This is a genomic window from Streptomyces hyaluromycini (genome assembly GCF_002217755.1).
Classification (GTDB): domain Bacteria; phylum Actinomycetota; class Actinomycetes; order Streptomycetales; family Streptomycetaceae; genus Streptomyces; species Streptomyces hyaluromycini.
On record NZ_BCFL01000018.1, the window covers coordinates 962,919 to 989,737 of the forward strand.

The following is a 26,819-nucleotide window of genomic DNA, read 5'->3' on the forward strand; positions in this document are numbered from 1 at the left end:
CACGCCACCGTGGGGCCTGCCACTCGCAGGCCGAGGCGGCGAGGTTGGAGACCGTTCGCTCCGTCGGCCACACCACGCACGGCAGAGAAACCCGGAACGAAGAGGACCTGGAAATGGACCGAGTGACTTTTCAGAACAAGGGCAACACGGTGGTCGGCAACCTGTTCAGGCCGGACGGCTTCGAGCAGGGCACGGCGTACCCCGCGATCGTGGTGACCCACCCCTTCGGCGCCGTCAAGGAGCAGGTCTCCACGACGTACACGAAGCTGCTGGCCGAACAGGGATTCGTCACCCTGGTCTTCGACGCCTCCTACCAGGGTGAGAGCGGCGGCGAGCCGCACTTCTCGGAGTTCCCCTCAACGCGTGTCGAGGACATCCGCTGCGCGGTGGACTTCCTGAGCGTCCACCCCGACGTGGACCCGGAGCGCATCGGCGCCCTCGGCATCTGTGCGGGCGGCGGCTACACGGTCAACGTGTCGCAGACCGAGATGCGGATCAAGGCCGTCGCGGGCGTGAGCACCTTCGACATCGGCTCCGCGCGCCGCGACGGCGTCGGCCCCCTCGGCAGGCAGTCGGAGGAGTACCGCACCGGCCTCCTCAAGCGGTCGGGCCAGGCCCGCACGCGCGAGGCGGCCGGCGGGCAGGTCGAGATGTTCTCCCTGATCAGCGACAACCCCAGGTTCGACATGAACGACCCGTCCACCATCCCCCTGATGTACCAGGAGGGGTACACGTACTACTCCGAGATCGACCCCAACCCCCGGTTCATGGGCACGTTCGCCCTCTCCAGTCTCAGCCGGCAGATGGCGTTCTTCCCGTTCGAGGGCATCGAGCTGATCTCCCCGCGCCCGCTGCTGCTGATCGCCGGCTCGGAGGCCGACACGCTCTACATGAGCCAGGACGCCATCGGGCGGGCGAAGGAGCCGAAGGAGCTCGTCGTCCTCGACGGCGCCAGTCACATCGACCTGTACTGGAGGCCCGAGTACGTCCCGCAGGTCGCCGGCAAGCTCGCCGAGTTCTTCAGGAAGCACCTGTCAGCCCTGTGAGCGAGGCGGGGCGCACGCCGACGGCTCGTCCGGTGCGGTCGCCGGCCGTGCCTCCCGGGGCGGCCGGGTGCCGTGCTCGACCGGCCTGTCCGCGGTCAGGTCCAGGAGGACGAGCGCGTCATGGGCCGGGGTGCCGGGCTCGGCGTGGTAGGTGACCAGGCGGTGACCGGGAGTGCCCTCCAGGTGCATCCCCTGGTAGCCGAGAGTGAGGGTTCCGACGTCGGGGTGGTGGTAGGTCTTGCGGCCGAACGCATGCGCCTTGACGTCGTAACGCTCCCACAGGCGGGCGAAGTCCGGGCTCTTGAGCAGGAGTTCGCCGACGAGCGCGGCAAGGTCGGGTGCGTCGGGGTCGGTGCCGGCCAGGGCGCGGAGGCGGGCGACGCAGCCGCGCAGGGTGTGCTCCCGGTCGGCGAAGAGTTCGCGGGCGGCGGGGTGCAGGAAGGCGTAGCGGGCGAGGTTGCGCTGTGTGACCGGCCAGTCCTCGATGCCCGCGAACAACGCCAGCCCGGCGGGGTTCCAGGCCAGCAGGTCGTTGGTGCGGCCGGCGACGTACGCGGGGCCCGGGCGAAGGCTCTCCAGCAGTAGCGTGACGGCGGGCCGCACGGTCCTGCCGGGCGCGACGGGAGGTTCGGGCGCTGTCCTGGCGGCACGGACGGCGAGGCTGCGCAGGTGCTCGCGTTCGTCCTCCATGAGCAGGAGGACGCGGGCGAGTGCGTCGATGACGGACGGGCTGGGACGGGTCTCCCTGCCGCGCTCCAGCCGGGCGTAGTAGTCGATGCTGACCCCGGCCAGGGTGGCCAGCTCCTCGCGGCGCAGCCCCGGGGTGCGGCGCAGTCCGGCGCCGGGGGACAGTCCCGCCTCGGCGGGGGTCACCTGGGCCCGGCGAGCCCGCAGGTAGCGCCCCAGCTCGGTGCCGCCACCGGCAGGCTGCTGCTGCTGCTCACGTGTCATACCGTCCAGTCTGCCGGGCCTGTGACCTGCGCGGCAGGCGCGTGGGGTGCCCTGTCACAGCACGGAACGCCACTGCCGGGCACGACGCGGCCTGCCACGCGGCGCAGCGGGCGGGCAGGCTGGGCCAGGTCGCGGGTCTCCCTTTCGCCGGCCCCGTGGCCCGGAACTCCGTCCCCCCTCAGATTCAGGCGAGATCGGAAAGATTCTCATGCGAGCAACAGTGATGTACGGCGCCCGCGACGTCCGCGTGGAGGACGTCCCGGACCCGAGGATCCAGCACCCCACCGACGCGGTCGTCCGGGTGGTCCTGGCCTGTGTCTGCGGCAGCGACCTGTGGCCGTACGCCTCCATGCCGGCCACGGAAGAGGGCCGGCGCATGGGACACGAGTTCCTCGGCATCGTGGAGGAGACCGGCTCCGAGGTGTCCGGGGTGAAGGCCGGTGACCTGGTGGTCGCGCCCTTCCTGTGGGCGGACAACACCTGCGTCTTCTGCAGGGAAGGTCTGCACGTGGTCTGTCCGCACGGCGGCCAGTGGGGCCCGAACGGGGTCGACGGCGGCCAGGGCGAGGCGGTCCGCGTCCCACAGGCCCAGGGCACCCTGGTCAGGCTTCCGGTGGCCGAGGACTCCGCCCTCCTGCCCTCCCTGCTGAGCCTCTCCGACGTGCTGTGCACCGGCCACCACAGCGCGGTCAAGGCAGGAGTCGACGAGCGCACCACCGTCACCGTGATCGGCGACGGCGCGGTCGGCCTGTCCGCCGTCCTGGCCGCCAGGCGGCTCGGAGCCGAGCGGATCATCCTGATGGGCCGGCACAAGGACCGCACCGACCTGGGCGTCGAGTTCGGGGCCACCGAGGTCGTCGCCGAGCGCGGCGAGGAAGGCATCGCCCGGGTGCGGGAACTGACCGGCGGCATGGGCACCCACGCCGTGCTCGAATGCGTCGGCGCGCTGTCGGCCCTGGAGACGGGCCTCGGCGTGGTCCGGCCCGGCGGCGCGATCAGCCGGGTCGGCGTGCCGCAGTACGGCGAGATCCCCTTCGGGTTCCTGGACTTCGCGAAGAACGTCACCCTCACCGGCGGCGTGGCCCCGGCCCGCGCCTACATGGAGGAACTGCTGCCCGACATCCTGGAGGGGAGGATCGAGCCGGGCCGCGTCTTCGACCGCACCGTGGACCTGGACGGCACCCCCGACGCCTACCGCGCGATGGCCGGCCGGGAGGCGCTGAAGGTCCTGATCAAGCCCTGACGGACGGGGGTCAGCCCTGCTGCTCGCCGGCGGATCGCGCGGCGGCCCCGGCGCCGGCCCCGTCGAGGAGGAGCATCTTGTCGTGGTCGGGGGTGCCGGGTTCGGCGAAGAACACGACGAGGCGGTCGCCGGGGGTGCCGTCGAGCTGCATGGACTGGTAGCCGAGGGTGAGGTCGCCGGCCTCCGGGTGGCGGAAGGTCTTGTCGCCGCGCGGGTGCGGCTGCACGTCGTAGTCCGTCCAACGGCGCACGAACTCCGGGCTTTCCCGCATGAGTTCGTCGATGAGCGGGGCCAGGCCGGGCGTGTCCGGTTCGGTGCCGGCCAGGGCGCGGACGCGGCCGACGCAGGTGCGGACCTGCTCGTCCCAGTCGGCGAACAGCTTCGGCGCGTGCGGGTCCAGGAAGAGGTAGCGCAGGGCGTTGCGCCGCTCTGCCGGCCACTCCTGCGTCCCCGCGAACAGGCGGACCGAGCCGGGGTTGCCGGCGAGGATGTCCATGGTGCGGCTGATCACGTACGCGGGGTTGGGCCGCAGGCTCTCCAGCATCAGCTCGATGCCGGGCCGCACGGTCCGTTCGGATGCGGCCGGCGGTCCCGGCGCGGACCTTCTGTCGGCCCGCTCGGCGAGATCGCGCAGATGCCGGTGCTCGTGCGCGTCCAGCCGGAGGGCACGGGCGAGGGCGTCGACGACGGCAGGACTGGGGTTGGTCTCCTGGCCGCGCTCCAAGCGCGCGTAGTAGTCGATGCTGATCCCGGCCAGCGTGGCCAGCTCCTCGCGGCGCAGCCCCGGCGTGCGCCGCAGCCCGGCGCCCGTCGCCAGACCGACGTCCTTGGGCGTCACCCGGCTCCGGCGGGTGCGAAGGAAGACTCCCAGCCCGCTGCCGCCGGCGTTCCGCTGCTCACGCGCCATGTGGTCCAGTATGCAGCCGGAGTCATCGCCCGATCTGCCGTCCTCTCCGGTGTTCAGGCCGGCGGTCCGGACGGTGTACACGGTCCGGACCCGGGCGCTCCGCCTGCTCGCGCGCCGACGGGGATGCGTCGTCAGGAAGCCTGCCGGCTGCCCTGCTCCGACGCGGTGACGTTCCGGCGGGAGCCGGTCTTCTTCCGCTCCTCCAGATGGGCGTATCCCATCAGGCCGACCAGGATCGCCAGGAGCACGGCCGAGGAGCCGGCCGTTCCGAGGTCGAGCCCGCCCTTGGCGACGGGTTTGGTGAGAAAGTCACCGGCCGTGGCCCCGAGCGGCCGGGTGAGGACGAAGGCGACCCAGAACAGTACGACGTTGGGCACCGCGGGCACCCGCATCAGGACCAGCAGCACGGCGAGCAGTCCGGAGATCAGGAGGGCGCCGCCCGCGTAACCGAGTCCGGAGCTGTCGGACAGGAAGTCGCCCATCGAGGTGCCCAGGGTGTTGGAGACCAGGATCGCCGACCAGAACAGCGCCTCCCCGCGGAAGGAGACGATGTCGCGGATGACGAAGGTCATCCCGGTGTACTTCCAGACGGCGAAGATGGCGATCAGGATCGAGACCAGGATCGCGGCGCCGACGGGGTATCCCAGTCCGAGGCCCTGTGGCCCCCAGCCGAGCGACGAGGCTCCGCCGGAGAGGTAGCTCGTGTCACGGTTCATGAAGTCGGACATGGTGGTCCCGGCCATGCTGGTGGACAGGATGACCGTCCAGTAGAAGAACGGGTTGTAGCGCAGGGACCTGAGCTGGACGACCAGTGTGACCACGAAGATGAGGAAGAGCAGGACCGTCGTGACGAAGTAGCCGAGCTTGAGCGTCTGGGCGAACAGGTCACCGGCAGTCTCGCCGAGGGTCGTGGCGGCGGTCTTCATGACCCAGAAAGCCAGGGTCACCTCCGGCAGTTTCTTCATCACGGACCTGCCGGTGCCGGTGACATCCGGCTCGGTGAGGACTTCGGTTTCGTTCAAGGTCGGACTCCTTGTCGTCATGGCGCCGGGTCACCTGCCCAAACCCGTCTTCGCCACGGCTCACGGTTTGTCGCCCGCCAGACAACCGGCGCGGGATAAGTCATGTGCCACTCGCGGGGTGAAGCTTCCGTGAAGCAGCCCTGTCAGACCGCTGTGCCGCCCTGCGGGGACGGAAGGGACGGTGAGGACGGTGCGGGACGGGCGGGCCCCACGCTCACATCGGCACTACGGGTATGCGCAGGGTGAACGTGGCGCCGTTGCCCGGTCCGGGCGACGACGCGGTGACGTCTCCGCCGTGGGCGCGGGCGATGCCCCGGGCGATGGTCAGTCCGATGCCGCTGCCGCCGGCCGGAGCGGGCCGGCCAGGGTGCTCAAGGCGTTCGAAGCGGCTGAAGATCCGGTTCAGGTCGCCGGCGGTGATGCCGAGGCCGTCGTCCGTGACGAGGACGAGGACGTCGGGTGGCGCGTCCGGGCCGGTGCCCGCGTCGCTGCGGACGGAGATCGATACGTGCCCGTCGTGGTCGCACGCGGCCAGGGCGTTGCCGAGCAGGTTCACGAGTACCTGGGCGATGCGGTCGGGGTCGCAGGAGGCGACGGCCGGGGTGTCCGCCGCGATGGTGAGGGCGACCCGCTGATCGTCGTACTGGGGGCGCAGTCGTTCGGCGGTAGCCCGGGCCAGTGCGGCGACGTCGGAGGGCTTGCGGTGGAGGGCGAAGGCTCCCTCCTCCACCCGGGACAGGCTGGACAGGTCGGAGGCCAGCCGGCGCAGCCGGTCCAGATCGTCGGTGAGCGAGGCGAACATCGCGTCGTCCGGCGCGAAGATGCCGTCGGCCATGCCCTCGATCTGGCCGCGCAGGATGGTGATGGGGGTCTTCATCTCGTGGGCGACCTCGGAGACCAGCCGGGCGCGGCGCCGCTCGGTGTCCGCGAGTGCGGCCGCCAGCGTGTTCACGTCCGCGACCAGCGCGGCGAGGCCCGGTTCGCTGGGCAGGTCGAGGACGTGGTCGTAGCGTCCCTCGGCGAGCCGGTGGGTGGCGGCTCGCACGGTGTCCAGGGGGCGCACCAGGAACCGGGACATCACGACCGCCGCGACGACGGCCGCGGCCGCCCCGCTCCACAGGCCCATCGCGTCGGGGTCCAGGTAGTCGTGTGCGGGGCCGTTCATCAGTTCCCTGGTTCCCGACATCGCCCCGACCGCCACGAGCACGACCGTGACATGGGAGAGCACCAGGCGGGTGCGCAGCGACAGGCGGGCGTGGAACCTGCGCCACCGGGTCCGCCACCGGGCCGGTCGCACGGGGTTCACGTCCTTCCGCCGCGCGGGTGATCACGGCCGACGAACCGGTAGCCGACGTTGCGGACGGTACCCACGAACCGGGGCGCGTTGGCGTCGTCGCAGAGCGCGCGGCGCAGCGTCCGGATGTGCACGTCCACGACTCGTTCGTCGCCGAAGAAGTCCTCGCCCCACACCTGGGCCAGCAGACCGCGCCGGGTGAACACCCGGCCGGGGGCGCGGGCCATGGCGATCAGCAGGTCGAAGTCGAGGGCGGACAGCTCCGCCGTCCGATCGCCGTCGACCAGGACGGTCCGGGTACTCGGGTCGATGGTCAGACCCTCGAAGTTCAGGGTGCCGTCGGCCGCGTCCTGTTCCGCTCCGGGCCCGCTCTCGGCGCGCCGCAGGATGGCCCGGACGCGCAGCGCCAGCTCGCGCGGGCTGAACGGCTTGGTGACGTAGTCGTCGCTGCCGGTGGTGAAGCCGATGAGCCGGTCCACCTCTTCGTCCCTGGCGGTGAGCATGATCACGGGGACCTGGCTGGACTGCCGGATCCGGCGCAGTACCTGGAAGCCGTCCAGTCCGGGCAGCATCACGTCCAGCACGACCAGATCAGGCCGGTCGCGGGTGACCGCCTGCAGGCCGGAGGGTCCGTCCGGGGCCTCCAGGACCTCGAACCCGTCCGCCTCCAGATAACCGCGTACGGTCATGCGGATCTTGGGCTCGTCATCGACGACCAGAACCCGTTGCGTACTCATCGTGCTCGCTTTCGCTTTCGGTCTCGGCTTTCGGTCTCAGGTGCGGGGTCCGGTACGGATGCGGAGCGTCCGGCGGCCTGGAGGCGGAGGTCGTCGAATCGGTCCAGCGTACGGCGGACGTCGTGACGCGGCCGGGTGAGCGGGCCGGCTGTCACGGCCCGCTCCTGCGGTGGCGAGGGTGCTCGCAGGTGGGGGAAGGGCGTGGCACGGGTGATCTGGAGTACGCCTGCGAGGGCGATCGCCCAGCAGGCCAGTCCGGCGAGTGCGGTAACCGGGGTGAGCCCGGGGGCCTCGCCGAGCAGGCCGATCCCGATCGCGACGGCGACGAACGGGTCGACCACGGTCAGGCAGCCGACCGTGACCTCCGGCGGCCCCGACGCCTGGGCTTTCTGGACGAGCCAGAAGCCCGCGAGAACGGTCAGGGCCAGAGCCGCGAGCGTGCCGCACAGCACGGGACTCACGCCGGAGGTCGTGAACTCCTCGCCCGCCGCCCGGATCAGTACCGACATGCAGCCGTACGAGCTGCCCGCGCCGACGGCCGCCGCCAGGCACCGCCGCCGGCCGCGCAGCACCCCTGCGAGTGCGGTGCAGCCGGTCACCATCGCCAGGACCAGCAGCCCCGCCCGCACCTGGGCGGTCGCCGAGACGGAGGTGGCAACGGTGATCCGCGCGGCCAGCGTCGCGAAAGCCCCCGTCCCGAGGACCACCGCCAGCAGCGCGATCCCCGTGGCCGCGCCGAGCCGGGCCCGGCGCGCCCGCAGCCCCCAGAGCACGCTCACCACGACCCCGGTCACGCCCAGCGGTTGCACGACCGTCACCGGAGCCAGCCGCAGAGCGGTCACGTGCAGGCCCGCACCGGACGCCATCAGGACCAGCCCGGCAAGCCAGCGCGGCCGCCGGACCACGGACTTTCGCGGGCCGACGGCGGCACCGCGCGGCGGCTGGTGCAGAGCCTGGTGCTGGAGCCGTGCGCCCGCCGCGTAACCGCACGCGTCCAGAACCGCCAGAACCATGGCGAGCACGATCACGGCCGGCTCCGTCCATCGTGCCGCACCCCGGCCGTCGCGAAGGCCGTGAGGGCAGCCGTCGTCGGACGCCCCGGATCACGGTGACCGGCAGCGGCCGGCAGCGAATGGAGACTCTGCATGCCCGTCACACAACGCGGACCCGATAAGGCGGACACCACTCGCCGTATGAAGCTTCCATGAAGCCACCGCTCGCCTCCGGAGCGGGCGCTCGTCTCCGGAGCGGCCATGCCGGCAAGCCTCCCTGGGGCCTCCTGGGGTCTCCCTGGGTCTCCCTGGGTCTCCCTGGGTCTCCTTGGGTCTCCTTGGGGAAAACCAGACCTGCTTGGTGAAGCCCCGACCGCCCATTCCGGGTGTGTTCACAGCTGCGCCGGTTCCGGTACACAGGGCGCGACTCTGATGAGCCCGGCACCCGCAGCACGCTCCGAACACCCGGGAGAGATCAGATGTCCAGACGTTACGTCAGACCCGCAGCCTTCCTCGCCGCCACCGGAGTCCTGGCCGGAGTGACCGCCGCCCAGCCCTCCGCGTTCGCCGCCTCCCCCCACCCGGCGGCCGCCGCCAAGCACGTTCTGCTGATCTCCGTCGACGGGCTGCACCAGTCGGACCTGACCTGGTACATCGCCGGACACCCGAAGTCCGCGCTGGCCCGGCTGGTCGGCGGCGGCGTGGAGTACACCCACGCCAGCACCACCACGCCGTCCGACTCCTTCCCCGGCATGGTCGCCCAGGCGACCGGCGGCAGCCCCGGCACCACGGGCGTCTACTACGACGACACCTACAACGCCGCGCTTCTCCCGGCGGGAACCACCAGTTGCAAGGGCGTCAAGCCCGGGGTCGAGGTGGACCTCACCGAGGACCTGGACAAGAACCAGGCCTCCATCGACGCCGGTCAGGGCCTCGCGGGCCTGCCGGACAGCATCCTGTCGATGACCGGCCGGCCGGAGAGCCTGATCAACGCGTCGAAGCTGCCCGTCGACCCGAAGACCTGCAAGCCGGTCTACCCGCACTCGTACCTCAAGGTGAACACGATCTTCGAGGTGGCCCGCCAGGCCGGTCTGCGCACCGCCTGGTCGGACAAGCACGCCGCCTACGAGATCCTCGACGGCCCCTCGGGCACCGGCGTCCAGGACCTGTTCACCCCGGAGATCAACAGCGACGCCCTCGGCTACGCCGCCGGTGACGACTGGACCAAGGACAACAAGGCCACCGAGCAGTACGACGGCTACAAGGTGAAGGCCGTCCTCAACGAGATCGACGGCTACGACCACAGCCGCACCCACAAGGTCGGCACCCCGGCGATCTTCGGCCTCAACTTCCAGTCGGTCTCCACCGCGCAGAAGCTGCCCGCCTCCGACGGCCTCACCGGCGGCTACACCGCCAAGAACGTCCCGGGCCCGCTGCTGGTGAAGAACCTGGACTTCGTCAACACGGAGATCGGCGCCCTGACCGCCGAGATCCGCAAGCGGCACCTCTCCGGCAGCACCGCCGTCATCCTCTCCGCCAAGCACGGCCAGTCGCCCACCGACCCCGCCGCGCTCACCCGCGTCGACGACGGCCCGCTGCTGGACGGCCTCAACGCCGCCTGGAAGAAGCTGCACCCCGGCGCCGCCGACCTGGTGACGCACGCGGTGGACGACGACGCCATGCTGCTCTGGCTCTCGGACCGCTCCGCGGCCGCCACCGCCTTCGCCAAGAAGTACCTGCTCGCGCAGAGCGGCACGGGCACCGACATCAACGCCGCGCCCAAGGCCTACACCCACAGCGGGCTCAGCAAGGTCTACGCCGGCAAGGCCGCGGCCGGCTACTTCCACGTCAAGGCCGGCGACGCCCGGGTCCCCGACCTCTTCGGTGTCGCGCAGTACGGCGTCGTCTACACCGGCGGCACCAAGAAGATCGCCGAGCACGGCGGCGGCCACTCCGACGACCTCGACGTCCCCCTCGTCGTGTCCGGCGCCTACGTCCCGGACGGCGTGCGCGACTCCGCGCACGTGCAGACCAAGCAGATCGCACCGACGATCCTGAGCCTGCTCGGTCTCGACCCCCGCTCCCTCAAGGCCGTCCGCGAGGAGCACACCGCCGTACTGCCGGTCCGCTGACCCGTCCGGTGCGCCCCGGCCGCACACCGCGGGGCGCACCGGCCGCGATCCCACCACCCGACCGCCCCGCCACAGCCGACGCCCCCGGTGCGCCGCGCCGGGGGCCGGTCAGCCGGGTGATTGGCGATCAGCTCGCCATGGGCATGAATCGGATACGGGCGTACGGCCGCGCCACCCCGCGGCCGATCCGGTCCCCGATCCGACTTCCCTGTTCCGCGGCGGTACGGAGAGACGCCATGAGCACAACCCATGAAATGCAGCTGGTCAACACGTTGGCATCGGGCGCCGAGGAATGGTTCTGCCCAAGTTGCCGGCGACGGATACTGATGCAGTGGCCGCCCCAGTACGAGCTGGTGGTGCTGGAGCGCGGCGACGAGACCGTCACCCATGCGGGAGGCAAGGGCGGCCTGTCGATCGTACGGACCGAAGTGCCCACCGCCCCGACCGCCTCGACCGTCCCGCAGCCGTTGGCCATGCCTTCCGGGCCGGGACCGGAGGACAGCCGCTGGCTGCGGGAGATCGGCATCGCCTGGGACGACGAGGCGGGCCCGGACTCGGACTCCGCCGCGTGAGGCGTGAGGCGTGGTCCGGTGCCCGTCACCGTCACAGGCTGAGCACGAGCCCGTCCACGGTGGCCGCCAGCGCGCTCGGGTGCAGCCCGCCGGGTTCGCGCAGGCTGACCGCGACGCCCAGGCTGTGGGTGCCGGGCGGCAGACCGGGCAACGGCAGCCGGATGACGGGGTGTCCGGCGACCATCACACCCCGGCCGTCGGCCAGCATCCGCCGTCCGGCGTCGGTCAGGGTCTCGGTGACGGCCGCGTAGTACGCGAAACGCCGCTCCGGGCCACCGGACGGCGGCAGTTCGAGCGTGACGTCCATGGCGAACGGCGCCCACGCCCGTACGGTGCCGCCGTCCCCGACCGACAGCCGGGGCTCGGCCAGGACGACCGTCGGCGGCACGGGGCGAGCCCCGGGCTCGTCGGCTGCCGCTGCCGCTGCCACCGGCTCCCGCTCCGGCTCGGGCTCCGGCTCCGGCTCCGGCTCCGGCTCCGGCTCCGGCTGTGCGTCGGCCTCCGGCGGGGCCGGCCGGCCCAGGACGCAGGCCAGCAGCGCCTGGGCGTCCCACTCGGGCCAGTGCCGGGTCTCCCCGGTGCGTACTCTGCGGATCTCCGTCGCGCGGACCCGGCCCCGGTCGAGCCGGACCCGCAGGACGAAGCTCTCGTACTCCGCCTCGTCGGCCGGCTCCGGCTCCGGCCCGGGTTCCGCCACAGCGAGTTCCGCCGCGTTCTTGCGCCATCGCTCGGCCCGGCTCACGGACATGCCGTGCAGGCCGTGCACGGCGGCGAGCACCTCGTCCGTGGATGCGGCGGACAGTGCGGCGCAGGTACGTATTCCGGCGGCGGCCAGTCTGCGCGCGGTGGCCGCGCCGACACCGTCGATGCGGGTCAGCTCTTCGGTCACGGCTAGTCGATGACCTCGATCACCGGCAGCGTGGTGAACGCTCCGATGCTGTTGACACCGGGGAACTGGACCATGGCCGAGACCTGGTAGAGCCCGGGCGCCAACGTGTTGGCCGGCAGAGTCACTTCGGTCTCGGCGCCGCTGTGCACCACCCGCGGATGCTTCGGCAGCGGGCCCGTGATCAACGGGCGCTCGACAAACCGCGTGACGTTGCCGGTGCCCGAGAGCGAGGCGAAGGCGTAGGTCACCCGGTACTTCGCCGTGATCGCCAGTGCCAGTGCGGACCCGCGCGCCTCGAAGGTCACGCTGACCGTGATCGGCAGGGAAGCGGTGAGTATCAGGCTGGACGGAGTGGCGTCGTTGTCCTTCACCTGGATGTTCCTGGCGTCGACTCCGAAGCCGGGGTCGTTGAGGTCGGGCTGTCCGGACATGCTGGTCTCCTCCTGACGCGTGAGCGGTCGGCTCGGTGGCGGGGTGCCACCGGCCATGGCACCGGTTATGCCGGACGCCGCTTAACGGCCTCGCCGGGCACCGCTTAATCGCGCGGCCCGGCGCGTTAAGCCAGGCGTCGAACGACGCTCACACCGGAAGGTCGGCGCGGAGCCGGTCGTACAGTGCCGCCGTCTCGCGCTGTGGCGGTATGCCGAGTTCGGCCCGCAGGGCCTTGGCGCAGGAGCGGAACTGGAGGATGGCCAGGTGGGGTTGGCCGATCCGGCTCAGGCAGCGCATCAGGCGGCGGTGGGCGCTCTCCCGGCACGGGTCCAGCTCGACCAGCCGGCGGCAGAGCTCGGCGCAGGGGACGTAACGTCCGGTGGTGAAGTGCAGTTCGCTGAGCCGGGCGAGGGCGTCGAGGTGGGCCAGGCGCAGCCGCTCCCGGTAGAGGGCGCTCCACTCCTCGTACGGGGATTCGGCGAGGAACTCGCCCCGGTAGAGGGCGAGCGCCTGCTCGTAGTCCGTCACCGCGACGGTCTTGTCGCCGCGGTCCTCCGCGTCCCGGGCGGTGCACAGCCGCAGCTCGAACTCGTCGGAGTCCAGCCACAGGCCGAGGCGCGGGCAGAGCCGGTAGGTGCCGCAGCTGAAGACGACCACGGGATCGCCGGTGGCGGTGCGCAGGGTCTGGCGCAGCTGGTGCAGTGCGACACCGAGGCTGTTGCGGGCGGCCTCGGGGGCGGAGTCCGGCCAGAAGGCACCCATGAGGGCCTCCCGGTGCGGCCAGGGGTCGCGGTGAGTGGCCAGGAAGGCGAGCAGTGAGCGGGTCCGGTGGCCGTTCCAGCCCTCGGCGGGGACGCCGTCGACGCTGACGTTGAGCGAGCCGAGCAGGGCGATCGCCAGCTGCGGCGCAGGGTGCGCGGCAGGCCCGGCCGGGTCGGGGGACCGTTGCGGTTCCGGGGACCGTTGCGGTTCCGGGGACCGTTGCGGTTCCGGGGCGCGCCGGGTGTGGCGCAGCCGCCCCCACAGCCGGGGGCCGGGGTCGGCGCGGGCCGCGTCGTCCGATGTGCGCGGTGGGGGCCGGTCCGCGTCCGGCGACCCGGCCTGCCGGAACCAGTCGGCGGCGGCCTCATGGTCCCCGGCCAGCAGGGCCAGGCGTCCCTGGCGCAGCTGGGCGGCCCGCAGGTGGGTCGCCAGCCCTGCGGAGGCGGCCAGCATCGCCGCGGTACGGGCATGGGCGGCGGCGGTCGCCAGGTCGCCGGTGTCGGCGGCGGCGTCGCTCGCCTCCAGCAGCTCACGGCAGAGACGGTCGTTCGGGACTCCGGGCAGTGGTGGTTGCAGCGGCGGCTGCGGCGCGGATGAGTTGCTGTGACCAGGCATGACGTCTCCCCCTGCGGTTCTGCCTGGCGTCCACTCAAGGGCGGTGGTTTGGGCGTGTCAATCCGCATTTCGGTGTAGCGACCGGCGGCGCCCGCAGGCCGTCGGGACCGGAATCCGCCCCGCGGCCGGACGGCCTTGCCTAGGGCCTGTCTGACAATTCCCGTCGTCGCCCGGAGGGCGGCCTCGCGGCGTCAGGTGCGTGCTCTCGGCGTGCCGGGCGTAGGCCCTCGTACTGGACGTACTTGGGTCTGCGCCCGGTGCGGCGAGAGTGCGTGCATGGCGTCGCGAGGCAGACGGGAATTGTCAGACAGGCCCTAGCATGCCGAGCGAGCCCATCGACGAAGGGAAACCCGTGGCGGACCAGCACACCGGCGGCAGGCCACCGGCCCTGCGGCCGGCGGTGGAATCGATGACTCTCCTGGCGGCCGCCGTCATCGTCCACGACAAGGAGAACAACCGGATCGTCCTCCTCCAGCGGGGCCCGGGCGCCAAGTACGGGAACGGGCTGTGGGACCTTCCGGTCGGCAAGAGCGACCCCGGCGAGCCCGTCACCGAAACGGCCGTGCGTGAACTACGGGAGGAGACCGGGCTGGTCGTCGACCCGAAGTCGCTGCGCGTCGCCCACCTCATCCACGGCGCCTGGGGCGTCGAGGCGCCGGGCGGCTTCCTCACCGTCGTCTTCGCCACCCACGAGTGGACCGGCGAGCCGGTCAACGCCGAACCGGCCAAGCACGCGCAGGTCCGCTGGACCGGCACCGGCGCCATCCCGGCGGCCATCGTGCCGACGACGGGCATCGCCCTCGGCCACTATCTGAGCGACGGCACCCAACTGTCGATCGCCGGCTTCGGCGCCGCCGGGTAGGCCCTGCCGTCGAGTCCCTCTTCGCCGGTCAAGAGGCGAGCTCGTCCACCGGACTGCGCGTGGACCCTGGCCGCAGTCTGTCGATCGGGTCAGCCGAGGACGTAGGCAGCGAGGGCGGCGACCAGCCGTCGGTGCGGCGATCGGCGCCTCCGGATCGAGCGTTTCGCAGGCGGTCATTCGTCGGTGTCGAGGCCGTCGATCAGGCGGCCGAGGAAGCGGGTGAACGTGGCTTCGGGGGTGAGGGGGCGTCCGGGTGAGGAGAGGGCTTCGGCCAGCTCCGGGTGGTGGCCGTCCGTTGCGACAGCGGCCAGGTAGCGGGCTTCGGCCGCGGCCCGGTCGGGTGACTGTGCGGCTGCGGCCTGCGCGATCTCGTAGGCGACGTGCCCTGCCACGAACGCGGTGAGCTGGGCGAAGATCTCCAGGTTCGCCGCGCCGTCCAGTCCGGCGGGCCGCAGGGCGGCAAGTGCTCGTTCCAGGAAGGCCAGGGTGTTGGGGCCGAGTGTCCGGCGGGTGGAGAGGGCACCGGGCAGCCAGGGGTGCCGCAGCATCAGGGCGCGCTGGAGATGGGCGATGGTTTTCAGGTCGGCGCGCCAGTCGCCGGTGGGTGCGTCCGTCGTCGGCAGTTCGGCGCTGACGTGGTCGACCATCAGTTCCAGCAGCGTCTCCTTGTCGGGGGCGTAGCTGTAGAGCGACATGACACCGGCTCCGACCTGTGAGGCGACCCGCCGCATGGTGACCGCGTCAAGCCCTTCGGCATCCGCCAGGGCGACGGCCGCCACCGTGATCGCCTCGCGGCTGAAGGCGGGCCTGCGCCCCCTGCGGGGCCCCGTGGGGCCCAGCCAGAGCTGTTGGGGGTCGACACCCCTGGCACCGGACGCTCCATCACGGGTCACGATCTTCGCAGTCCCCTTCTCTCTTTCTCTCTGCTGCGGCCCTTGCGAGAGCCATCCAAGCATCCACCATTCTCGTACGTCGTACGATGAGAGCGGTCTGTTGCTGCTCCCCCGGCGTGCCAAGGCTGCGCAACCCTCCGGTGTTCAGCAGCCCGACGCACAGACAGCGGGCCCGCCGAACGAAGCGGGATACAGGGGCAGATCAAGACGGCGGGGGTGACATCGCCATCCGCCACGACTCCTCTTCGCCGGCACCGGCAGGGTCACGCAGCGGCCGCAGCCCGCCGTGCCGTGGTCCTCGCTCTCGCGGGTCTGCCCGCGGTCATGGCCTCTGGGTGGCCCGGTGCACGAAAGCGGGCGGCAGGTTCGCCCACACCGTCTTCGAGCGTTCCAACCGGTCGAAACGGCGGGCCAGTTCGGCGGTGAGTTGACGGGCGGGCGGGGTCCAGGCCGCGTGCAGGTAGGCGAAGGTGGTGAACCGGCCGCCGGGCGCGAGGACTTCGGTCACGGCATCCAGGATGCGCCCGCGCTGGTTCTGCGGCATGACCGTCCACGGCAGCCCGGAGACCACCGCGTCGACCGGTTCACCCACCGCGGCGGCCAGTTCGGCCGCCGACCCCTGCACCACGGTCAGCCGTCTGTCGCGCCGGGTGGCCGTCAGCCGGCCGGCGAGCACCGGGTTGAGTTCGACGGCGACGAGCCGTGCGCCGGAGGCGAGCCGGGCGAGGATCGCGTCGGTGAACACCCCGGTCCCCGGGCCGAGCTCGGCAACGGTGCGGGCCTGCTCCAGGCCGATGCCCTCGGTCATCGCGTACGCCAGTCGTCGTGAACTGGGCGCCACAGCACCGGTCATGAGGGGCCGTCTGAGGAACTCGGTGGTGATCGACATGGCGGCCATGGTGGAAACGCCCTGGGTGGCCGCACGTCGTATCCCCGGCCGGTGTCCGTACGACTGCGGGAGGACCCCGTGACGCCCGCCAGGACGATGCCGGGGAGCGGGCCCCGGCCGTAGCGTGAGGCGGTGCAACGGCTGATGGAGACCCTGCCCCGCCTGCGGCGCGGACATCCGTGGCTGACGGACCTGCTGCTGGTCGTGCTGGTTGCCGTGCCCCCGGTGATCCGCCCCCAGCCGGGCTGGCGGCCCGTCTGGGTACAGACGGGCGTGTACGCCGCCCTGGTGCTGCCTCTGTTGTGGCGCCGCCGTCGGCCGGTGCTGGTCGCGGCCCTGGTGACGGCCGGGTTCTGGGTGCAGTTTCTCGGGCGGGTGTGGGGACAGGAACCGGGACGCGGCGCCGTCGCCCTGGCCGCGGTCCTGGCCACCCTCACGGTGCGCGGCCTGCGCCGGGCCGCCGCGGCGACGGTGATCTGTGCCGCCGGCTGCGTTGTGCTGTGGATTCCCGCCTGGCAGCGGGACTACGGGGGCCCAGGTGCCCGCGGTGCCTGGCTCACCCCGCTCGCCGTGGGGCTCCTGCTGGCCGGGGCCTGGGTGTTCGGCGAGTACGTCCGGGCCCGGCGCGCCTATGTCGCCGAGTTCGAGCGGCGGGTCGCGCTCGCCGAGTCGGAGCGCGTCGCCCTGGCCCGGGTCGCCGTCGCCGAGGAGCGGGCGCGCATCGCCCGCGAGATCCACGACGTCCTCGCACACAGCGTGAGCGTGATGGTGCTGAACGCCGAGGGCGGCAGGCTGATGCGGCACGCCGATCCCACGGTCGTCGACCGCACCCTCGGTGTCATCAGCACCACCGGCCGCGAGGCCCTGGACGAACTGCGTCGGCTGCTGGAGGTGCTGCGCACCCCCGACGCGGACGCCCCAGCCGGCGGCCCCGGACCCTATAACGGTAGGGCCGGCGAGTCCCTCTCGGCCGATCTGCGGCGGCTGGTCGGGCGCCTCAACACGAACGGCACGCGCGCCTGGCTGGACCTTCGCGGAGAGCCGGGCGGCCTTCCGGCGGACCTCACCGCGCAGACGCACCGCATCGTGCAGGAGGCGCTCACCAACGTCGTCAAGCACGCACCGCCGGACGCCACGATCCACGTACGGGTCGACACCGGTACCGAGGGGCCCGGACGGCTGGTCCGCATCCGGGTGGAGAACTCGGCCGGAGCCGGAGCCGGAGCGGGAGCCGTCCCGGAGCACCCCGCCCCACTGCTCTCCTGCGGTCACGGACTCACCGGCATGCGCGAACGCACCGCCCTGTACGGCGGGAGCGTCGACGCCGGACCCACACCCGGCGGGGGCTACCGGGTCACCGCCACCCTGCGCACCACCGAGCCCGAGCCCACCACGGCGGCCCCGTGACCGGCCAGAGCCCGTCATCGTCCCGGGTGCTGATCTGCGACGACCAGGAACTGATCCGGATGGGACTGCGCATGGTCGTCGACAGTCAGCCCGATCTCACCGTGGTGGGCGAGGCCGCCGACGGCGACGCGGCGATCGCGGGCGTGGCCGCCCTGGAGCCGGACCTCGTCCTGATGGACGTACGCATGCCCGGTCTGGACGGGCTCGCCGCGACCGAACACCTCTGCGCGCAGCCCCATGGGCCCCGGATCCTCGTCGTCACCACCTTCGACCTCGACGAGTACGCCTACGCGGCCCTGCGGGCCGGCGCGAACGGCTTCCTCGTCAAGGACGCCCCCGCCGAGGAGATCCTGGTGACCGTCCGCGCGGTGCTGCGGGGCGAGGTCATGGTGGCGCCCTCGCTCACCCGGCGCCTGGTCGAACGCTTCGTCCTGCAGTCCCCCACGTCCGCGCCCGCAGCGCGCAGCCGCCTGGCCGCACTCACCGAACGGGAACGGGACGTCCTCGCCCTGGTCGCCCGGGGACTGGCCAACGGCGAGATCGCCGACCGCCTCTTCGTCGGGGAGACGACCGTCAAGACCCACCTCGGCCGCATCCTGGCCAAACTCGGCCTCCGCGACCGTATCCACGCAGTGATCTTCGCCTACGAGAGCGGGCTGATACGGGCCGGGGACTGACCGCCCGGCATACCGCCCGCGGCTGGGACCGGGGTTCGCGAACGGCCGGAGCCGTTCGTCGACCGGCGGCCGCTGCGAGGGGTCCATTGCGGTGAACTTCGGTGGTGGTACCAAGCCGTCCGTGTGCTGTCGACTTCCGCCGGGCGCCCCTACTTCGCGCCTGGGGCCAGCAGCCGCCGGATGCGCTCGTACTCGGCCGCCATCTCCGGTGTGGCGAGGAAGTCGCCGAGATCCGCGGACACCTCCTGGTCGATGTCCTCGATGGAACGGATGGCGAGTTCGTAGAGCTCGCCGCGCCGGTTCTGCTCCAGGTAGCTCTTCCAGTGCGCCAACGCGCTGATGGCGGTGAGGACTCCGAGGTCCAGACCGTCGTCGACCAGGATGCCGTCATAGATCGACGCAAGCCCGTCGTGCAGCTCGGCGGCGCTGATCGTCAGGACGTTCGCGCACGCGGTGGTCAGTGCCGCCCGGGCCTCTTCCGTGAGTTCGTCCTCGGCCGCACCGCGCAGCAGCTCCGGCCGCACCAGACGGGTGACCGTCTCCTCTCCGAAGGCACGAACACTGCCCTCGGTGGCTCCGACGATCAGCCGGAGAATCTCCGCCTCAAGTTCGCTGTAATCCACGCCCGCAGCTTAGGCGGGGTGGGACCGAGATCCGCGCCGAAGGAGTGACGGGATGAGCCCGAGGCCCTGAGTTGACACTCCGAAACCAAAAAATGAACGTTTCCGCAGTTCAGAAGCCTGCGCTGGTGGGGCGGGTGGGACTCGAACCCGCGGCCGACGGATCATGGGTCCATCGAGGAGCCTGGCGACCCTTGTCGGTCTGTTCCCGTCCTTGCGTCCCCACTGCGTCCCGACACCGCCCTGGTGAAGCGATCCCTCCGCCTACGCCCTGACCCTCGCCGTGCTGCTCCTCATGGCCGGTTCCGTTGCCGACCTCGTCGGCCGCCGGCTCGTGTTCGGCGCCGGGATCGCAGTCTTCACAGTCGCTTCCGCCCTGTGCGGCGCTGCGCCCAACGCCACGTTCCTGGTTGTCTCACGGGGGCTCCAGGGGACAGGCGGCGCCATGATGTTCGCGACCAGCCTGGCACTGCTGGCCCAGGAGTTCGCGCCTGAGGAACGTGGTACGGCATTCGGGATCTTCGGCGCGGTGACCGGCGGAGCGGTCGCGGTCGGGCCGGTGCTGGGTGGCGTCGTCACGACGGACGTGTCCTGGCGCTGGATCTTCTTCATCAACGTGCCGGTCGGTCTCGCTCTCCTGGCGGTCACCGTGCTCACGTTGCGCGAGTCGAAGCCGCCGATGGCCCGACATCTCGACATCCCGGGCTTTGTCAGCTTCGGCTCGGCTCTCGCCGCCTTCATCTACGGGCTGATCAAGAGCCAATCCGACGGTTGGGGCTCCGCAACCGTGGTCATCTCACTGGGCTGCGCACTCGTACTGCTCGTCGCGTTCCTCGTCGTCCAGGGCCGCTCCCGGCACCCGATGCTCGATCTGAGCCTGCTGCGCATCCCCACTTTCACCGGCGGTCTGGTGGCAGGCTTCGCCATCAGCGCGTCGATCTTCTCTCTGACGACCTACCTGACCCTCTACATGCAAGGCGTGCTGGGGTACTCCGCCATCGCCACCGGCGTGCGCCTGCTCCCGTTCACCGGCGCGATCTTCCTCATCGCCCCGGCCGCGGGACGCCTGACAGCGAAGGTGCCCGTCAAGTACGCGATCAGCGGCGGATTCCTGCTGCTCACCATGGCGATGCTCCTCATGCGCGGCCTCACCGCCGCCGACGGCTGGACGCACTTGTTGCCCGGATTCATCCTCGCCGGCATCGGCTGTCCACTCATTGCCGTGCCGCTCTCGTCCACCGCCGTGGGCGTCGTTGCACCCGAACGCGGCGGCATGGCATCGGGGATCAGCGCAACCGCCCGGCAAGTCGGCGTCGCGACCGGTGTCGCCGTGCTGGGCACGATCCTGGCAACCAGCGTGCGAGACCACGTCACCCACCAGCTCGCCGCAACACCACTCGCCCCTCACACCCACCGGATAGCCGGCGCGGCAAGCTCCGGGTCGGTGCTGGAGGCCACCCGGCAGGCGCCCACCGCGTTCCGGGAGCTCGTGATCAGCACCGCTCGCGGCGGCTACGTCGACGCACTCAACTCAGTGCTGCTGATCGGCGCGCTGATCGCGGCCGCCGCAGCAGTCGTGACCTTTCTGACGATCCGGTCCGAAGACTTCCACCACGTCCGGCAAGCGGTGGCAACCGGTCGCGACGAGACCGCCCAGGCGACGTCAGATGCGGCTTGACAACCCGGTCGACACGGCCCATCGCCGCCCCGCGGCCATCGCGACGAGGCAGGGACGCGCCGGGCTTCGCCCGGCAGCGGACACGGGCACCAGGGCGGTCCGTACGGTCCGCTTCACGTCAACCAGGCAGGGCTGGAGCAGTAGGAGACGGAGGTAAGGGCGTGGCGAGCACGGCCATCAGTCGGCGTACATCCTCGCCGGAGACGCCGTCAACGATCACGGACGGGCCGTCCGCAGCCCACCACGGTGTGAAGGCGGCGATCGACCACCGGCCGAGTGTGAGGCGCAAGCTCGCGTAGAGCGTCACGAGGTCGGCTACTGCCTCAGCGTGAGAAAGCGCGAGGCTGACGACAACCACCGGCCGAGCCCGACCACTTCGGCGGCACCATCTTCCGCGACCGCCACGATCTCCCACCGCACGCGTCATGCGCTCCGAATCGGGCCTGCCCAGCCTGAGGCCAAGGTGGTTCACACCGCGGCCGAGGACCACCTGTCCGGATCGATCCGGTAGCCGACCGCACCATCCCGCATGATCACGGCAAAGCCCGATGGCTGTGCGCCGTCGGCAGGGGCGCACCCACGGGCTGGAGGAACCGGACCCCACGAGGACGGGCGATTGGTCCAGCACCGACAGACGCGGGGCCGCCGCCCTGCTCATCGCGCACCTCGCGTGATCGCCGGCACGATCCTGTAGTCCCGCTGGAAAACCAGGTTGTGCAGATCACCGGTGGCGATCGCGCGCAGCGTGGGCACCTCGGCCGCCGCCTGCTCGGGCGAAAACACGTTCAGCGGCCAGTCGTGCACGGTCGCGCCCCGCAGATGTGGGTGATGGAAGCCGCCGCCGTAGTACGCGAGAAGGGTGATCGGCGCGATCCCGGACTCCCGCTGCTCGGGCCACGACAGCGTCCAGCTCGCCCCGAGCCCCAGGTCCTGGGTGCGTCGGGTCCCGCTGGCCGCCACCTCGCCGGTACCGAGGAGCAGGGCGGTGTCGAACTCCTCCAGCACCTGGACGGCGTACGGGTGGAGCAGTTCGGCTGCCTGCTCGAAGTGCCGTTCCTTGCCCCGGCGCGACACAGTGTCGCCGCCCTCGCCGTGGGTGCCGTCGCGCAGGTCCCCGAAGTGGCGCAGCAGGGCCGCGATGTGCGGCGGCCCCGTCTCGGACCGTGTGGTGGTCATGGTGTCTCCTTCCGTCGTTGCAGTTGCTCGCGCAGCGCCGTGCCGAGCCGGCGCCGCAGCCCCGGGTTCCCCGCAGCGGGACCGTCGGCGGCGAGGAAGGCCGCGTGCGGGGTGCCGGGGAAGGTCTTCAGCCGTACGGCGTTGCCCGCCTCTCGCAGCAGCCGGGCGTACTCCGCGACGTCATCGCGGACGGGATCGAGCTCGCCGACCGCGAGTACGGCCGGGGCCAGGCCGCCCAGCCGCTCTGCCGCCAGGGGGGTGCTGTACAGCGGGATCCCGCCGCGTACGGCGGTTTCCACCCCGCCGCGGTACGTCTCCCAGGCCAGCCGGAGATCCTCCGCCGCGGGGAAGGCGCCCCGCTCGCTGGTGTAAGAGGCGGCGGCGCAGTCGGGGTCCAGTGGCGGGTACGCCAGCACCTGGGCGGCGAGCGGCTGGTCGCGGTCGCGGCGGGCGAGGGCCGCGCAGGCGGCGATGGTGCCGCCTGCGCTGTCGCCCCCGACCGCCAGCGGCTCGCCGTCCGCCGCCTGTTCCCCGGCCCAAGACAGCGTGGTCAGCACGTCCTCCAGCTGGGCTGGGTGCCGATAGCCGGGGGCCAGCCGGTAGCCGGTGCTGACCACCGTGCACCCCGAGGTCCTCGCGAGGTCCATGACGGGCCCGTGCCAGCGCTCGACCGACCCTGCCTGCCAGCTGCCGCCGTGCGCCCAGACCAGCCAGCCGTACGGCCGCGGTCCGGGCCGGTAGATCCGAACCGGTATGCGATGGGTCCCCGCGTCGAGCCAGACCGGCCGCCGCTGCACCTCACCGGACCGCCGGCCGTCCGGACGTACGGCCCTGTCCTCGTCCGGAGCGGCCAGGCCCGCGCGTGGTTCGTACCGTCGTGAGTTACTGCGCACTCGGCCGCGCACCACGCAGGAACACGGCGCTGGTGAGGGCGCCGAGGACAACGAGGGCGGCGTTGACCGCGATGGCCGTCTTCAGCCCGCCGAGGATGGCCGAGGCTCCCCTGCCGGTCATCGCGGCGGTGGCGATGGCGCTCATGATCGGCGTGCCCATGGTGATGCCGATCTGCTGGGTCATGGTCGCGAGCCCGGTGGCCAGGCCCTGTTCACGGTCGGCGAGACCGGAGGTGGCGGTGACCATGAATCCGACGATGACGAGCATGTTGCCCACACCGCCGGTGAAGGTGGCGACGAGCAGCAGCCACAGCGAGGAGTGAGTGGCGCCGAGGCCGAGCAGGGCGGCCGTGAACACGGTCTGCAGGATGCCGCCGGTGATCAGCGTCTGCTTGCTGCCGATCTTCCCGATGACCTTCGGGGCGACCGAGCCGCCGACGACCGTTCCGATTCCCAGTACACCGAAGGACAGGCCGGCGGCCAGCGGGGAGAAGCCGAGCACCTCCTGGAGGTAGAGGGTCAGCAGGAAGACCAGGGAGGTCTCGGTGAGGAAGGCGATCAGACCGGCGACGTTGCCCCAGGCCACCGAACGCTTGCCGAGCACGCTGAGCGGTACCAGCGGGGCGCTCACCTTGCGCTCGACTGCCCAGAACACGATCAGCAACAGCACGCCGGCCGCCAGCGACAGCAGGGCGTTCGCGGAGCCCCAGCCGTGCTCACCGGCCTGTGTGAGGCCGAAGACGATGGCCAGCAGACCGACGGTGACGCTGATGGCGCCGGGAACGTCCAGCTTCGGGCGCTCGTCGGGCCGGGACTCCTTGATGACCGTCGGGGCGACGATCAGGACGGCGAGGGCGACGGGCACATTGATGAAGAACGCCCAACGCCAGGACAGCAGGTCGGTCAGCACACCGCCGAGGATCGCTCCGGTGGTGAACCCGGCGGACATCAGAGCCCCGTTCAGGCCGAGCGCCTTCTCCCGCAGCGGGCCCTCCGGGAACGAGGTCGTCATGAGCGAGAGGCCGGCCGGGGTCACCGCCGCAGTAGCGAGCCCCTGGAACACACGAGCCGTGATCAGCACCTCCGGGTTCTGCGCCAGACCGCCCGCCAGCGACGCCGCGCCCAGCACCACCAGACCTCCGAGGAAGAGCCTGCGACGGCCGAACAGGTCCGCAACCCGGCCGAACAGCAGGGTGAACCCCGCCGCGCACAGGGCGAACGCGGTGCCGATCCACTGCAGACGCGCCAGAGAGAAGCCCAGACCCTCGCCGATCACCGGCAGCGCCACGTTCAGGATGGAGAAGTCCACCGCCAGCATGAACTGGGTCGCGAGAAGCAGCACCAGCACCAGCCGCAGACGCGGGGTGAGGACGGCCGGAGCCGTTCCCACGGCCGTACCGGCCGTGTCCGAATCAGTGACGGACATGACGTCGAGTCCCTTTCGTTCGAGCTTCGCCGGTGCGTCTGTCGTGCACACCGTTGGGAAAGAGACTCGTCTCGGCCCGGGGACCCGGCCAGCACCCTGTCTCGCACAGTCAGCGCAAGGGTGGTCATCGCATGACCACCCTTATGGCTCACGCCTGGCCCGGCGGGTGGGCATCATGAAGGGGAGTGATCGGGAGGCATCGATGGACGCTCCGTCCGAACTGGGAGACTTCCTCAGGTCCCGCCGTGCCGCACTGCGCCCGGAGGACGTCGGCATCACCCCGCATCCGACCCGCCGCCGGGTCAGCGGGCTGCGCCGCGAGGAGCTGGCCATGCTCGCCGGGGTCAGCATCACCCACTACACCCGTCTCGAACAGGGCCGTGTCCTCAGCGCCTCGGACTCCGTGCTGGACGCGATCGCGCGCACCCTGCGGCTGACCGACGACGAGACCGCGCACCTGAAGGACCTGGCCCGGCCCACCGCCACCGCTGCCCGCCCCACCACACCCCGCGCGGAGCAGGCCAGCCCCTCGGCACGGCAGCTGCTGGCGGCCATGTCGGAGGTGCCGGCGCTGGTCCTGGACCGCCGTAACGACGTACTGGCCTGGAACCGGCTGGGGCACGCACTGCTCGCCGCGCATCTGCCCGCGGACAGCGGCGAGACGCCGGCCACCCGGCCCAACGTGACGCGGATGCTGTTCCTGGATGACCGCTACCGCGCGCTGTACACCGACTGGCACGACGAGGCGCAGCTCGCGGTCGCCTCGCTGCGGCTGATCGCCGGCCGCCACCCCGACGACCGCCGGCTGACCGAACTGGTCGGCCAACTCACCGTTCAGTGCGATGAGTTCGCATCCCGTTGGGCCCGCCATCCGGTGCGCACCTGTACCTCGGGAGTGAAGCAGCTGCGTCACCCGCTGGTCGGCACGATGGACCTGAGCTTCGAGAACCTCGTCATCCCCGGCTCGTCCGGCCAGCGCCTGATCGCCTATACGGCCGAACCGGGCTCACCTTCCGAGGCGGCCCTGCGCCTGCTGGGCAGCGCGGCCGCACCTGAGGTCGAGAGCACCTCCGCGACGCTGTGAGGGGAGATCGCTCGGACCGGCCGGGCGAGGATTCAGCCCCGTGACGCAAAGCCCTGAATCCGCACACCTGGCGAGACATTTCCGCAGGTCAGAGACCTGCACAGCGAGGCGGGCGGGACTCGAACCCACGGCCGACGTACCGCACCGCCCTGCACATTCGACGCGAGCACCCTGCCGTCAGCGGCAGCACCATGACCTGGCTCAACACCCGCCGGACACCCTCGCCTTCCACCGCGCTCCCGGCCTCGTGTGCGTGCTCAATCCGTCGAACGAGGCGTACAGGCTGCCCGACCGCACCACGGTCCTTCTGGCCAGCGGTCCCGTCGAAGACGGATTGCCCGCCGACTGGCCAGTCCCTGGCCCACACGAACGGTTGCGGCCCCGCACCTTGGAATATATAAAAGATCTTGTATCTTGATACACTTCGCCTAATACACTCAAGTTGGAGGAGGCCACCATGAGTCGGACGGTCATTGATCTCGACGACGAGGCGCTGGAAGCAGCTGCCAGAGAGCTCGGCACCTCTACCAAACGCGACACCATCAACACCGCACTGCGGGAAGTCACGGCCCGCTACCGGCGTCTGCGAGCACTCGACGAGGCCCGCGAACTGGTGGCCGAGGGTGCTCTGGACATCGACCTACTGCTGGACAAGAGCGCATACCGCCCCACGAGCGCGGGCGCGGGCGCGGCGGACGATGACCGCGACACCGGAGCGCACGAGTGACAGTCGCCGACTACCTCATCGACACCTCCGCCCTCGCCCGCGTCCTGCTCCGCCAGAACACGGCCGAATGGGACGACAGGATCGCCGCCGGCCTCGTCGCGATCTGCGACCTCACCGAACTGGAAGTCCTCTACTCGGCCCGCTCGGCCACGGACCGCGCCCGCTTGAAGTCGGCACTCGACGCCCACTACGCCTGGTGCCCCATGCCCGACGGTGTCTACCGCCGCTCCCGCGTCATCCAGGAACAGCTGACCGCCAAGGGAGAACACCGCAGCGCGGACCCGGTGGACCTCCTGGTGGCCGCAGCCGCGGAAGAAGCGGGACTCACTCTGCTCCACCACGACCGCGACTTCGAAACGATCGCCCGCACGACAGGGCAGCCGGTCCGCACGATCGACCTCAGGCAGTAGAGCTCGCGCGGCACCGACGGGCACCGAGCTTCTGACCGACCAGGCCGCCTGGCGGTCACTCAGGGGCCCGGGCCGTCTCCCGACACCCAAGGTCACCAAGCAACTTCCGAATCCCCGCGTCCAGCCAGCGTCCAGAATGCGACGTTCAGACGCTCGCACAGCCCACCCACGACGCCGTCCTCCAGCCGTTGGCCGATACGACCGCGCAGGCCAAAGCGATCTCAACGCACACCGACCGCCACCGAGTTGAACTCACGAGCAGCGGATTCAGCCCCGTGAACCAACGACCTGAATACGCACCCCAGATGAGGCGTTTTCGCAGGTCGCAGACCTACACAGTGGGGCGGGTGGGACTCGAACCCACGGCCGACGGATTATGAGTCCTTTGAGGATCTTGGCGACCCTTGTCGATCAATGCTCATCTTGGCCGTTTTCCCAGGTCAGACGAAGGTTTGGCACCTCACTCTCCCTCTGCCCTTGTCA

The 26,819-nt window shown here is 71.3% G+C and carries 26 protein-coding genes; 11 read left to right on the forward strand and 15 right to left on the reverse strand.

What is annotated here, in order from left to right:
• Window positions 1–113: 113 nt before the first annotated feature.
• Window positions 114–1,046: an alpha/beta hydrolase gene (locus SSP29_RS17300; protein WP_167449933.1), complete on the forward strand. Its 933-nt coding sequence runs from the start codon at window positions 114–116 to the stop codon at window positions 1,044–1,046.
• Here SSP29_RS17300 and SSP29_RS17305 read toward each other — a convergent pair.
• The gene (locus SSP29_RS17305; protein ID WP_089101522.1) at window positions 1,035–1,997 is read right to left on the reverse strand and encodes a helix-turn-helix transcriptional regulator; all 963 of its coding nucleotides are present in this window, start codon (window positions 1,995–1,997) and stop codon (window positions 1,035–1,037) included. The two genes, SSP29_RS17300 and SSP29_RS17305, sit on opposite strands and share 12 nt — an antisense overlap.
• 208 nt (window positions 1,998–2,205) lie before the next feature.
• Between SSP29_RS17305 and SSP29_RS17310 the strand changes: the two genes are divergently transcribed.
• Window positions 2,206–3,240: a zinc-binding dehydrogenase gene (locus SSP29_RS17310; RefSeq protein WP_089101523.1), complete on the forward strand. Its 1,035-nt coding sequence runs from the start codon at window positions 2,206–2,208 to the stop codon at window positions 3,238–3,240.
• A 10-nt stretch (window positions 3,241–3,250) separates the two neighbouring features.
• Here the strand turns inward: SSP29_RS17310 and SSP29_RS17315 are convergent, their stop codons facing one another.
• From SSP29_RS17315 to SSP29_RS17335, 5 genes are all read right to left on the reverse strand, one after another.
• Window positions 3,251–4,147, reverse strand: coding sequence for a helix-turn-helix transcriptional regulator (locus SSP29_RS17315; protein WP_089101665.1), 897 nt, complete (start codon window positions 4,145–4,147; stop codon window positions 3,251–3,253).
• 131 nt (window positions 4,148–4,278) lie between these two features.
• On the reverse strand, window positions 4,279–5,169 hold the full coding sequence (locus tag SSP29_RS17320; RefSeq protein ID WP_245883115.1) for a COG4705 family protein: 891 nt from the start codon (window positions 5,167–5,169) through the stop codon (window positions 4,279–4,281).
• A 214-nt stretch (window positions 5,170–5,383) separates the two neighbouring features.
• Complete coding sequence (locus SSP29_RS17325; RefSeq protein WP_150134351.1) at window positions 5,384–6,466, reverse strand: sensor histidine kinase; 1,083 nt, start codon at window positions 6,464–6,466, stop codon at window positions 5,384–5,386.
• A 5-nt stretch (window positions 6,467–6,471) separates the two neighbouring features.
• Window positions 6,472–7,200, reverse strand: a complete 729-nt coding sequence (locus SSP29_RS17330; protein ID WP_089101524.1) for a response regulator transcription factor — start codon at window positions 7,198–7,200, stop codon at window positions 6,472–6,474.
• Window positions 7,197–8,228, reverse strand: a complete 1,032-nt coding sequence (locus tag SSP29_RS17335; RefSeq protein ID WP_089101525.1) for a DMT family transporter — start codon at window positions 8,226–8,228, stop codon at window positions 7,197–7,199. Before SSP29_RS17335 ends, SSP29_RS17330 begins: the two co-directional genes overlap by 4 nt.
• A 443-nt stretch (window positions 8,229–8,671) precedes the next feature.
• Between SSP29_RS17335 and SSP29_RS17340 the strand changes: the two genes are divergently transcribed.
• Both SSP29_RS17340 and SSP29_RS17345 read left to right on the forward strand, forming a co-directional pair.
• Complete coding sequence (locus tag SSP29_RS17340) at window positions 8,672–10,324, forward strand: alkaline phosphatase family protein (protein ID WP_150134352.1); 1,653 nt, start codon at window positions 8,672–8,674, stop codon at window positions 10,322–10,324.
• Window positions 10,325–10,650: 326 nt separating this feature from the next.
• A complete protein-coding gene (locus tag SSP29_RS17345) occupies window positions 10,651–10,896 on the forward strand; it encodes a hypothetical protein (RefSeq protein ID WP_089101526.1) in 246 nt (81 codons plus the stop codon).
• Between the two features lie 31 nt (window positions 10,897–10,927).
• Here SSP29_RS17345 and SSP29_RS55730 read toward each other — a convergent pair whose 3' ends face one another.
• The 3 genes from SSP29_RS55730 to SSP29_RS17355 form a co-directional block, all read right to left on the reverse strand.
• Window positions 10,928–11,785 carry a helix-hairpin-helix domain-containing protein gene (locus tag SSP29_RS55730; protein ID WP_107436207.1) on the reverse strand — a complete coding sequence of 286 codons (858 nt, stop codon included), beginning with the start codon at window positions 11,783–11,785 and terminating at the stop codon, window positions 10,928–10,930.
• A 2-nt stretch (window positions 11,786–11,787) separates the two neighbouring features.
• A complete protein-coding gene (locus tag SSP29_RS55735; protein ID WP_107436209.1) occupies window positions 11,788–12,216 on the reverse strand; it encodes a hypothetical protein in 429 nt (142 codons plus the stop codon).
• 148 nt (window positions 12,217–12,364) lie between these two features.
• Entirely contained in the window at window positions 12,365–13,594 is a 1,230-nt protein-coding gene (locus tag SSP29_RS17355; protein WP_089101527.1) for an AfsR/SARP family transcriptional regulator, read from the reverse strand.
• A gap of 319 nt (window positions 13,595–13,913) precedes the next feature.
• Between SSP29_RS17355 and SSP29_RS17365 the strand changes: the two genes are divergently transcribed.
• Window positions 13,914–14,456, forward strand: a complete 543-nt coding sequence (locus SSP29_RS17365) for an NUDIX domain-containing protein (protein ID WP_089101528.1) — start codon at window positions 13,914–13,916, stop codon at window positions 14,454–14,456.
• 173 nt (window positions 14,457–14,629) lie between these two features.
• Here SSP29_RS17365 and SSP29_RS17370 read toward each other — a convergent pair whose 3' ends face one another.
• Window positions 14,630–15,349 carry a TetR/AcrR family transcriptional regulator gene (locus tag SSP29_RS17370; RefSeq protein ID WP_245883116.1) on the reverse strand — a complete coding sequence of 240 codons (720 nt, stop codon included), beginning with the start codon at window positions 15,347–15,349 and terminating at the stop codon, window positions 14,630–14,632.
• 322 nt (window positions 15,350–15,671) lie between these two features.
• Complete coding sequence (locus SSP29_RS17375; protein WP_167449934.1) at window positions 15,672–16,238, reverse strand: class I SAM-dependent methyltransferase; 567 nt, start codon at window positions 16,236–16,238, stop codon at window positions 15,672–15,674.
• Between the two features lie 132 nt (window positions 16,239–16,370).
• Here SSP29_RS17375 and SSP29_RS17380 point away from each other — a divergent pair, with 132 nt between their 5' ends.
• Complete coding sequence (locus SSP29_RS17380) at window positions 16,371–17,645, forward strand: sensor histidine kinase (RefSeq protein ID WP_089101531.1); 1,275 nt, start codon at window positions 16,371–16,373, stop codon at window positions 17,643–17,645.
• Entirely contained in the window at window positions 17,642–18,322 is a 681-nt protein-coding gene (locus SSP29_RS17385) for a response regulator (RefSeq protein ID WP_089101532.1), read from the forward strand. Before SSP29_RS17380 ends, SSP29_RS17385 begins: the two co-directional genes overlap by 4 nt.
• Window positions 18,323–18,471: 149 nt before the next feature.
• Here the strand turns inward: SSP29_RS17385 and SSP29_RS17390 are convergent, their stop codons facing one another.
• Complete coding sequence (locus tag SSP29_RS17390; protein WP_089101533.1) at window positions 18,472–18,945, reverse strand: hypothetical protein; 474 nt, start codon at window positions 18,943–18,945, stop codon at window positions 18,472–18,474.
• A 268-nt stretch (window positions 18,946–19,213) separates the two neighbouring features.
• Between SSP29_RS17390 and SSP29_RS17395 the strand changes: the two genes are divergently transcribed.
• Window positions 19,214–20,620, forward strand: a complete 1,407-nt coding sequence (locus SSP29_RS17395; protein WP_275539765.1) for an MFS transporter — start codon at window positions 19,214–19,216, stop codon at window positions 20,618–20,620.
• A 654-nt stretch (window positions 20,621–21,274) separates the two neighbouring features.
• Here the strand turns inward: SSP29_RS17395 and SSP29_RS17400 are convergent.
• The 3 genes from SSP29_RS17400 to SSP29_RS17410 are packed head-to-tail and all read right to left on the reverse strand — an operon-like array spanning window position 21,275 to window position 24,115.
• Window positions 21,275–21,796, reverse strand: a complete 522-nt coding sequence (locus tag SSP29_RS17400; protein ID WP_089101535.1) for a hypothetical protein — start codon at window positions 21,794–21,796, stop codon at window positions 21,275–21,277.
• Entirely contained in the window at window positions 21,793–22,689 is an 897-nt protein-coding gene (locus SSP29_RS17405; protein WP_245883117.1) for an alpha/beta hydrolase, read from the reverse strand. The genes SSP29_RS17400 and SSP29_RS17405 overlap by 4 nt, the downstream gene beginning before the upstream one ends.
• Complete coding sequence (locus tag SSP29_RS17410) at window positions 22,679–24,115, reverse strand: MFS transporter (RefSeq protein ID WP_089101537.1); 1,437 nt, start codon at window positions 24,113–24,115, stop codon at window positions 22,679–22,681. Before SSP29_RS17410 ends, SSP29_RS17405 begins: the two co-directional genes overlap by 11 nt.
• A 202-nt stretch (window positions 24,116–24,317) precedes the next feature.
• Between SSP29_RS17410 and SSP29_RS17415 the strand changes: the two genes are divergently transcribed.
• From SSP29_RS17415 to SSP29_RS17425, 3 genes are all read left to right on the forward strand, one after another.
• Window positions 24,318–25,199 carry a helix-turn-helix transcriptional regulator gene (locus SSP29_RS17415; protein WP_089101538.1) on the forward strand — a complete coding sequence of 294 codons (882 nt, stop codon included), beginning with the start codon at window positions 24,318–24,320 and terminating at the stop codon, window positions 25,197–25,199.
• 457 nt (window positions 25,200–25,656) lie between these two features.
• On the forward strand, window positions 25,657–25,926 hold the full coding sequence (locus SSP29_RS17420; RefSeq protein ID WP_057615609.1) for a type II toxin-antitoxin system VapB family antitoxin: 270 nt from the start codon (window positions 25,657–25,659) through the stop codon (window positions 25,924–25,926).
• A complete protein-coding gene (locus SSP29_RS17425) occupies window positions 25,923–26,336 on the forward strand; it encodes a PIN domain nuclease (protein ID WP_089101539.1) in 414 nt (137 codons plus the stop codon). The genes SSP29_RS17420 and SSP29_RS17425 overlap by 4 nt, the downstream gene beginning before the upstream one ends.
• Window positions 26,337–26,819 lie beyond the last annotated feature (483 nt).

Excerpts from the sequence above, each read along its gene's own strand:
- SSP29_RS17300 (WP_167449933.1), top strand. The coding sequence starts at position 114 with ATGGACCGAGTGACTTTTCAGAACAAGGGCAACACGGTGGTCGGCAAC.
- SSP29_RS17305 (WP_089101522.1), bottom strand. The coding sequence starts at position 1,997 with ATGACACGTGAGCAGCAGCAGCAGCCTGCCGGTGGCGGCACCGAGCTG.
- SSP29_RS17310 (WP_089101523.1), top strand. The coding sequence starts at position 2,206 with ATGCGAGCAACAGTGATGTACGGCGCCCGCGACGTCCGCGTGGAGGAC.
- SSP29_RS17315 (WP_089101665.1), bottom strand. The coding sequence starts at position 4,147 with ATGGCGCGTGAGCAGCGGAACGCCGGCGGCAGCGGGCTGGGAGTCTTC.
- SSP29_RS17330 (WP_089101524.1), bottom strand. The coding sequence starts at position 7,200 with ATGAGTACGCAACGGGTTCTGGTCGTCGATGACGAGCCCAAGATCCGC.
- SSP29_RS17340 (WP_150134352.1), top strand. The coding sequence starts at position 8,672 with ATGTCCAGACGTTACGTCAGACCCGCAGCCTTCCTCGCCGCCACCGGA.
- SSP29_RS17345 (WP_089101526.1), top strand. The coding sequence starts at position 10,651 with ATGCAGTGGCCGCCCCAGTACGAGCTGGTGGTGCTGGAGCGCGGCGAC.
- SSP29_RS55735 (WP_107436209.1), bottom strand. The coding sequence starts at position 12,216 with ATGTCCGGACAGCCCGACCTCAACGACCCCGGCTTCGGAGTCGACGCC.
- SSP29_RS17355 (WP_089101527.1), bottom strand. The coding sequence starts at position 13,594 with ATGCCTGGTCACAGCAACTCATCCGCGCCGCAGCCGCCGCTGCAACCA.
- SSP29_RS17365 (WP_089101528.1), top strand. The coding sequence starts at position 13,914 with ATGCCGAGCGAGCCCATCGACGAAGGGAAACCCGTGGCGGACCAGCAC.
- SSP29_RS17375 (WP_167449934.1), bottom strand. The coding sequence starts at position 16,238 with ATGTCGATCACCACCGAGTTCCTCAGACGGCCCCTCATGACCGGTGCT.
- SSP29_RS17400 (WP_089101535.1), bottom strand. The coding sequence starts at position 21,796 with ATGACCACCACACGGTCCGAGACGGGGCCGCCGCACATCGCGGCCCTG.
- SSP29_RS17410 (WP_089101537.1), bottom strand. The coding sequence starts at position 24,115 with ATGTCCGTCACTGATTCGGACACGGCCGGTACGGCCGTGGGAACGGCT.
- SSP29_RS17415 (WP_089101538.1), top strand. The coding sequence starts at position 24,318 with ATGGACGCTCCGTCCGAACTGGGAGACTTCCTCAGGTCCCGCCGTGCC.
- SSP29_RS17420 (WP_057615609.1), top strand. The coding sequence starts at position 25,657 with ATGAGTCGGACGGTCATTGATCTCGACGACGAGGCGCTGGAAGCAGCT.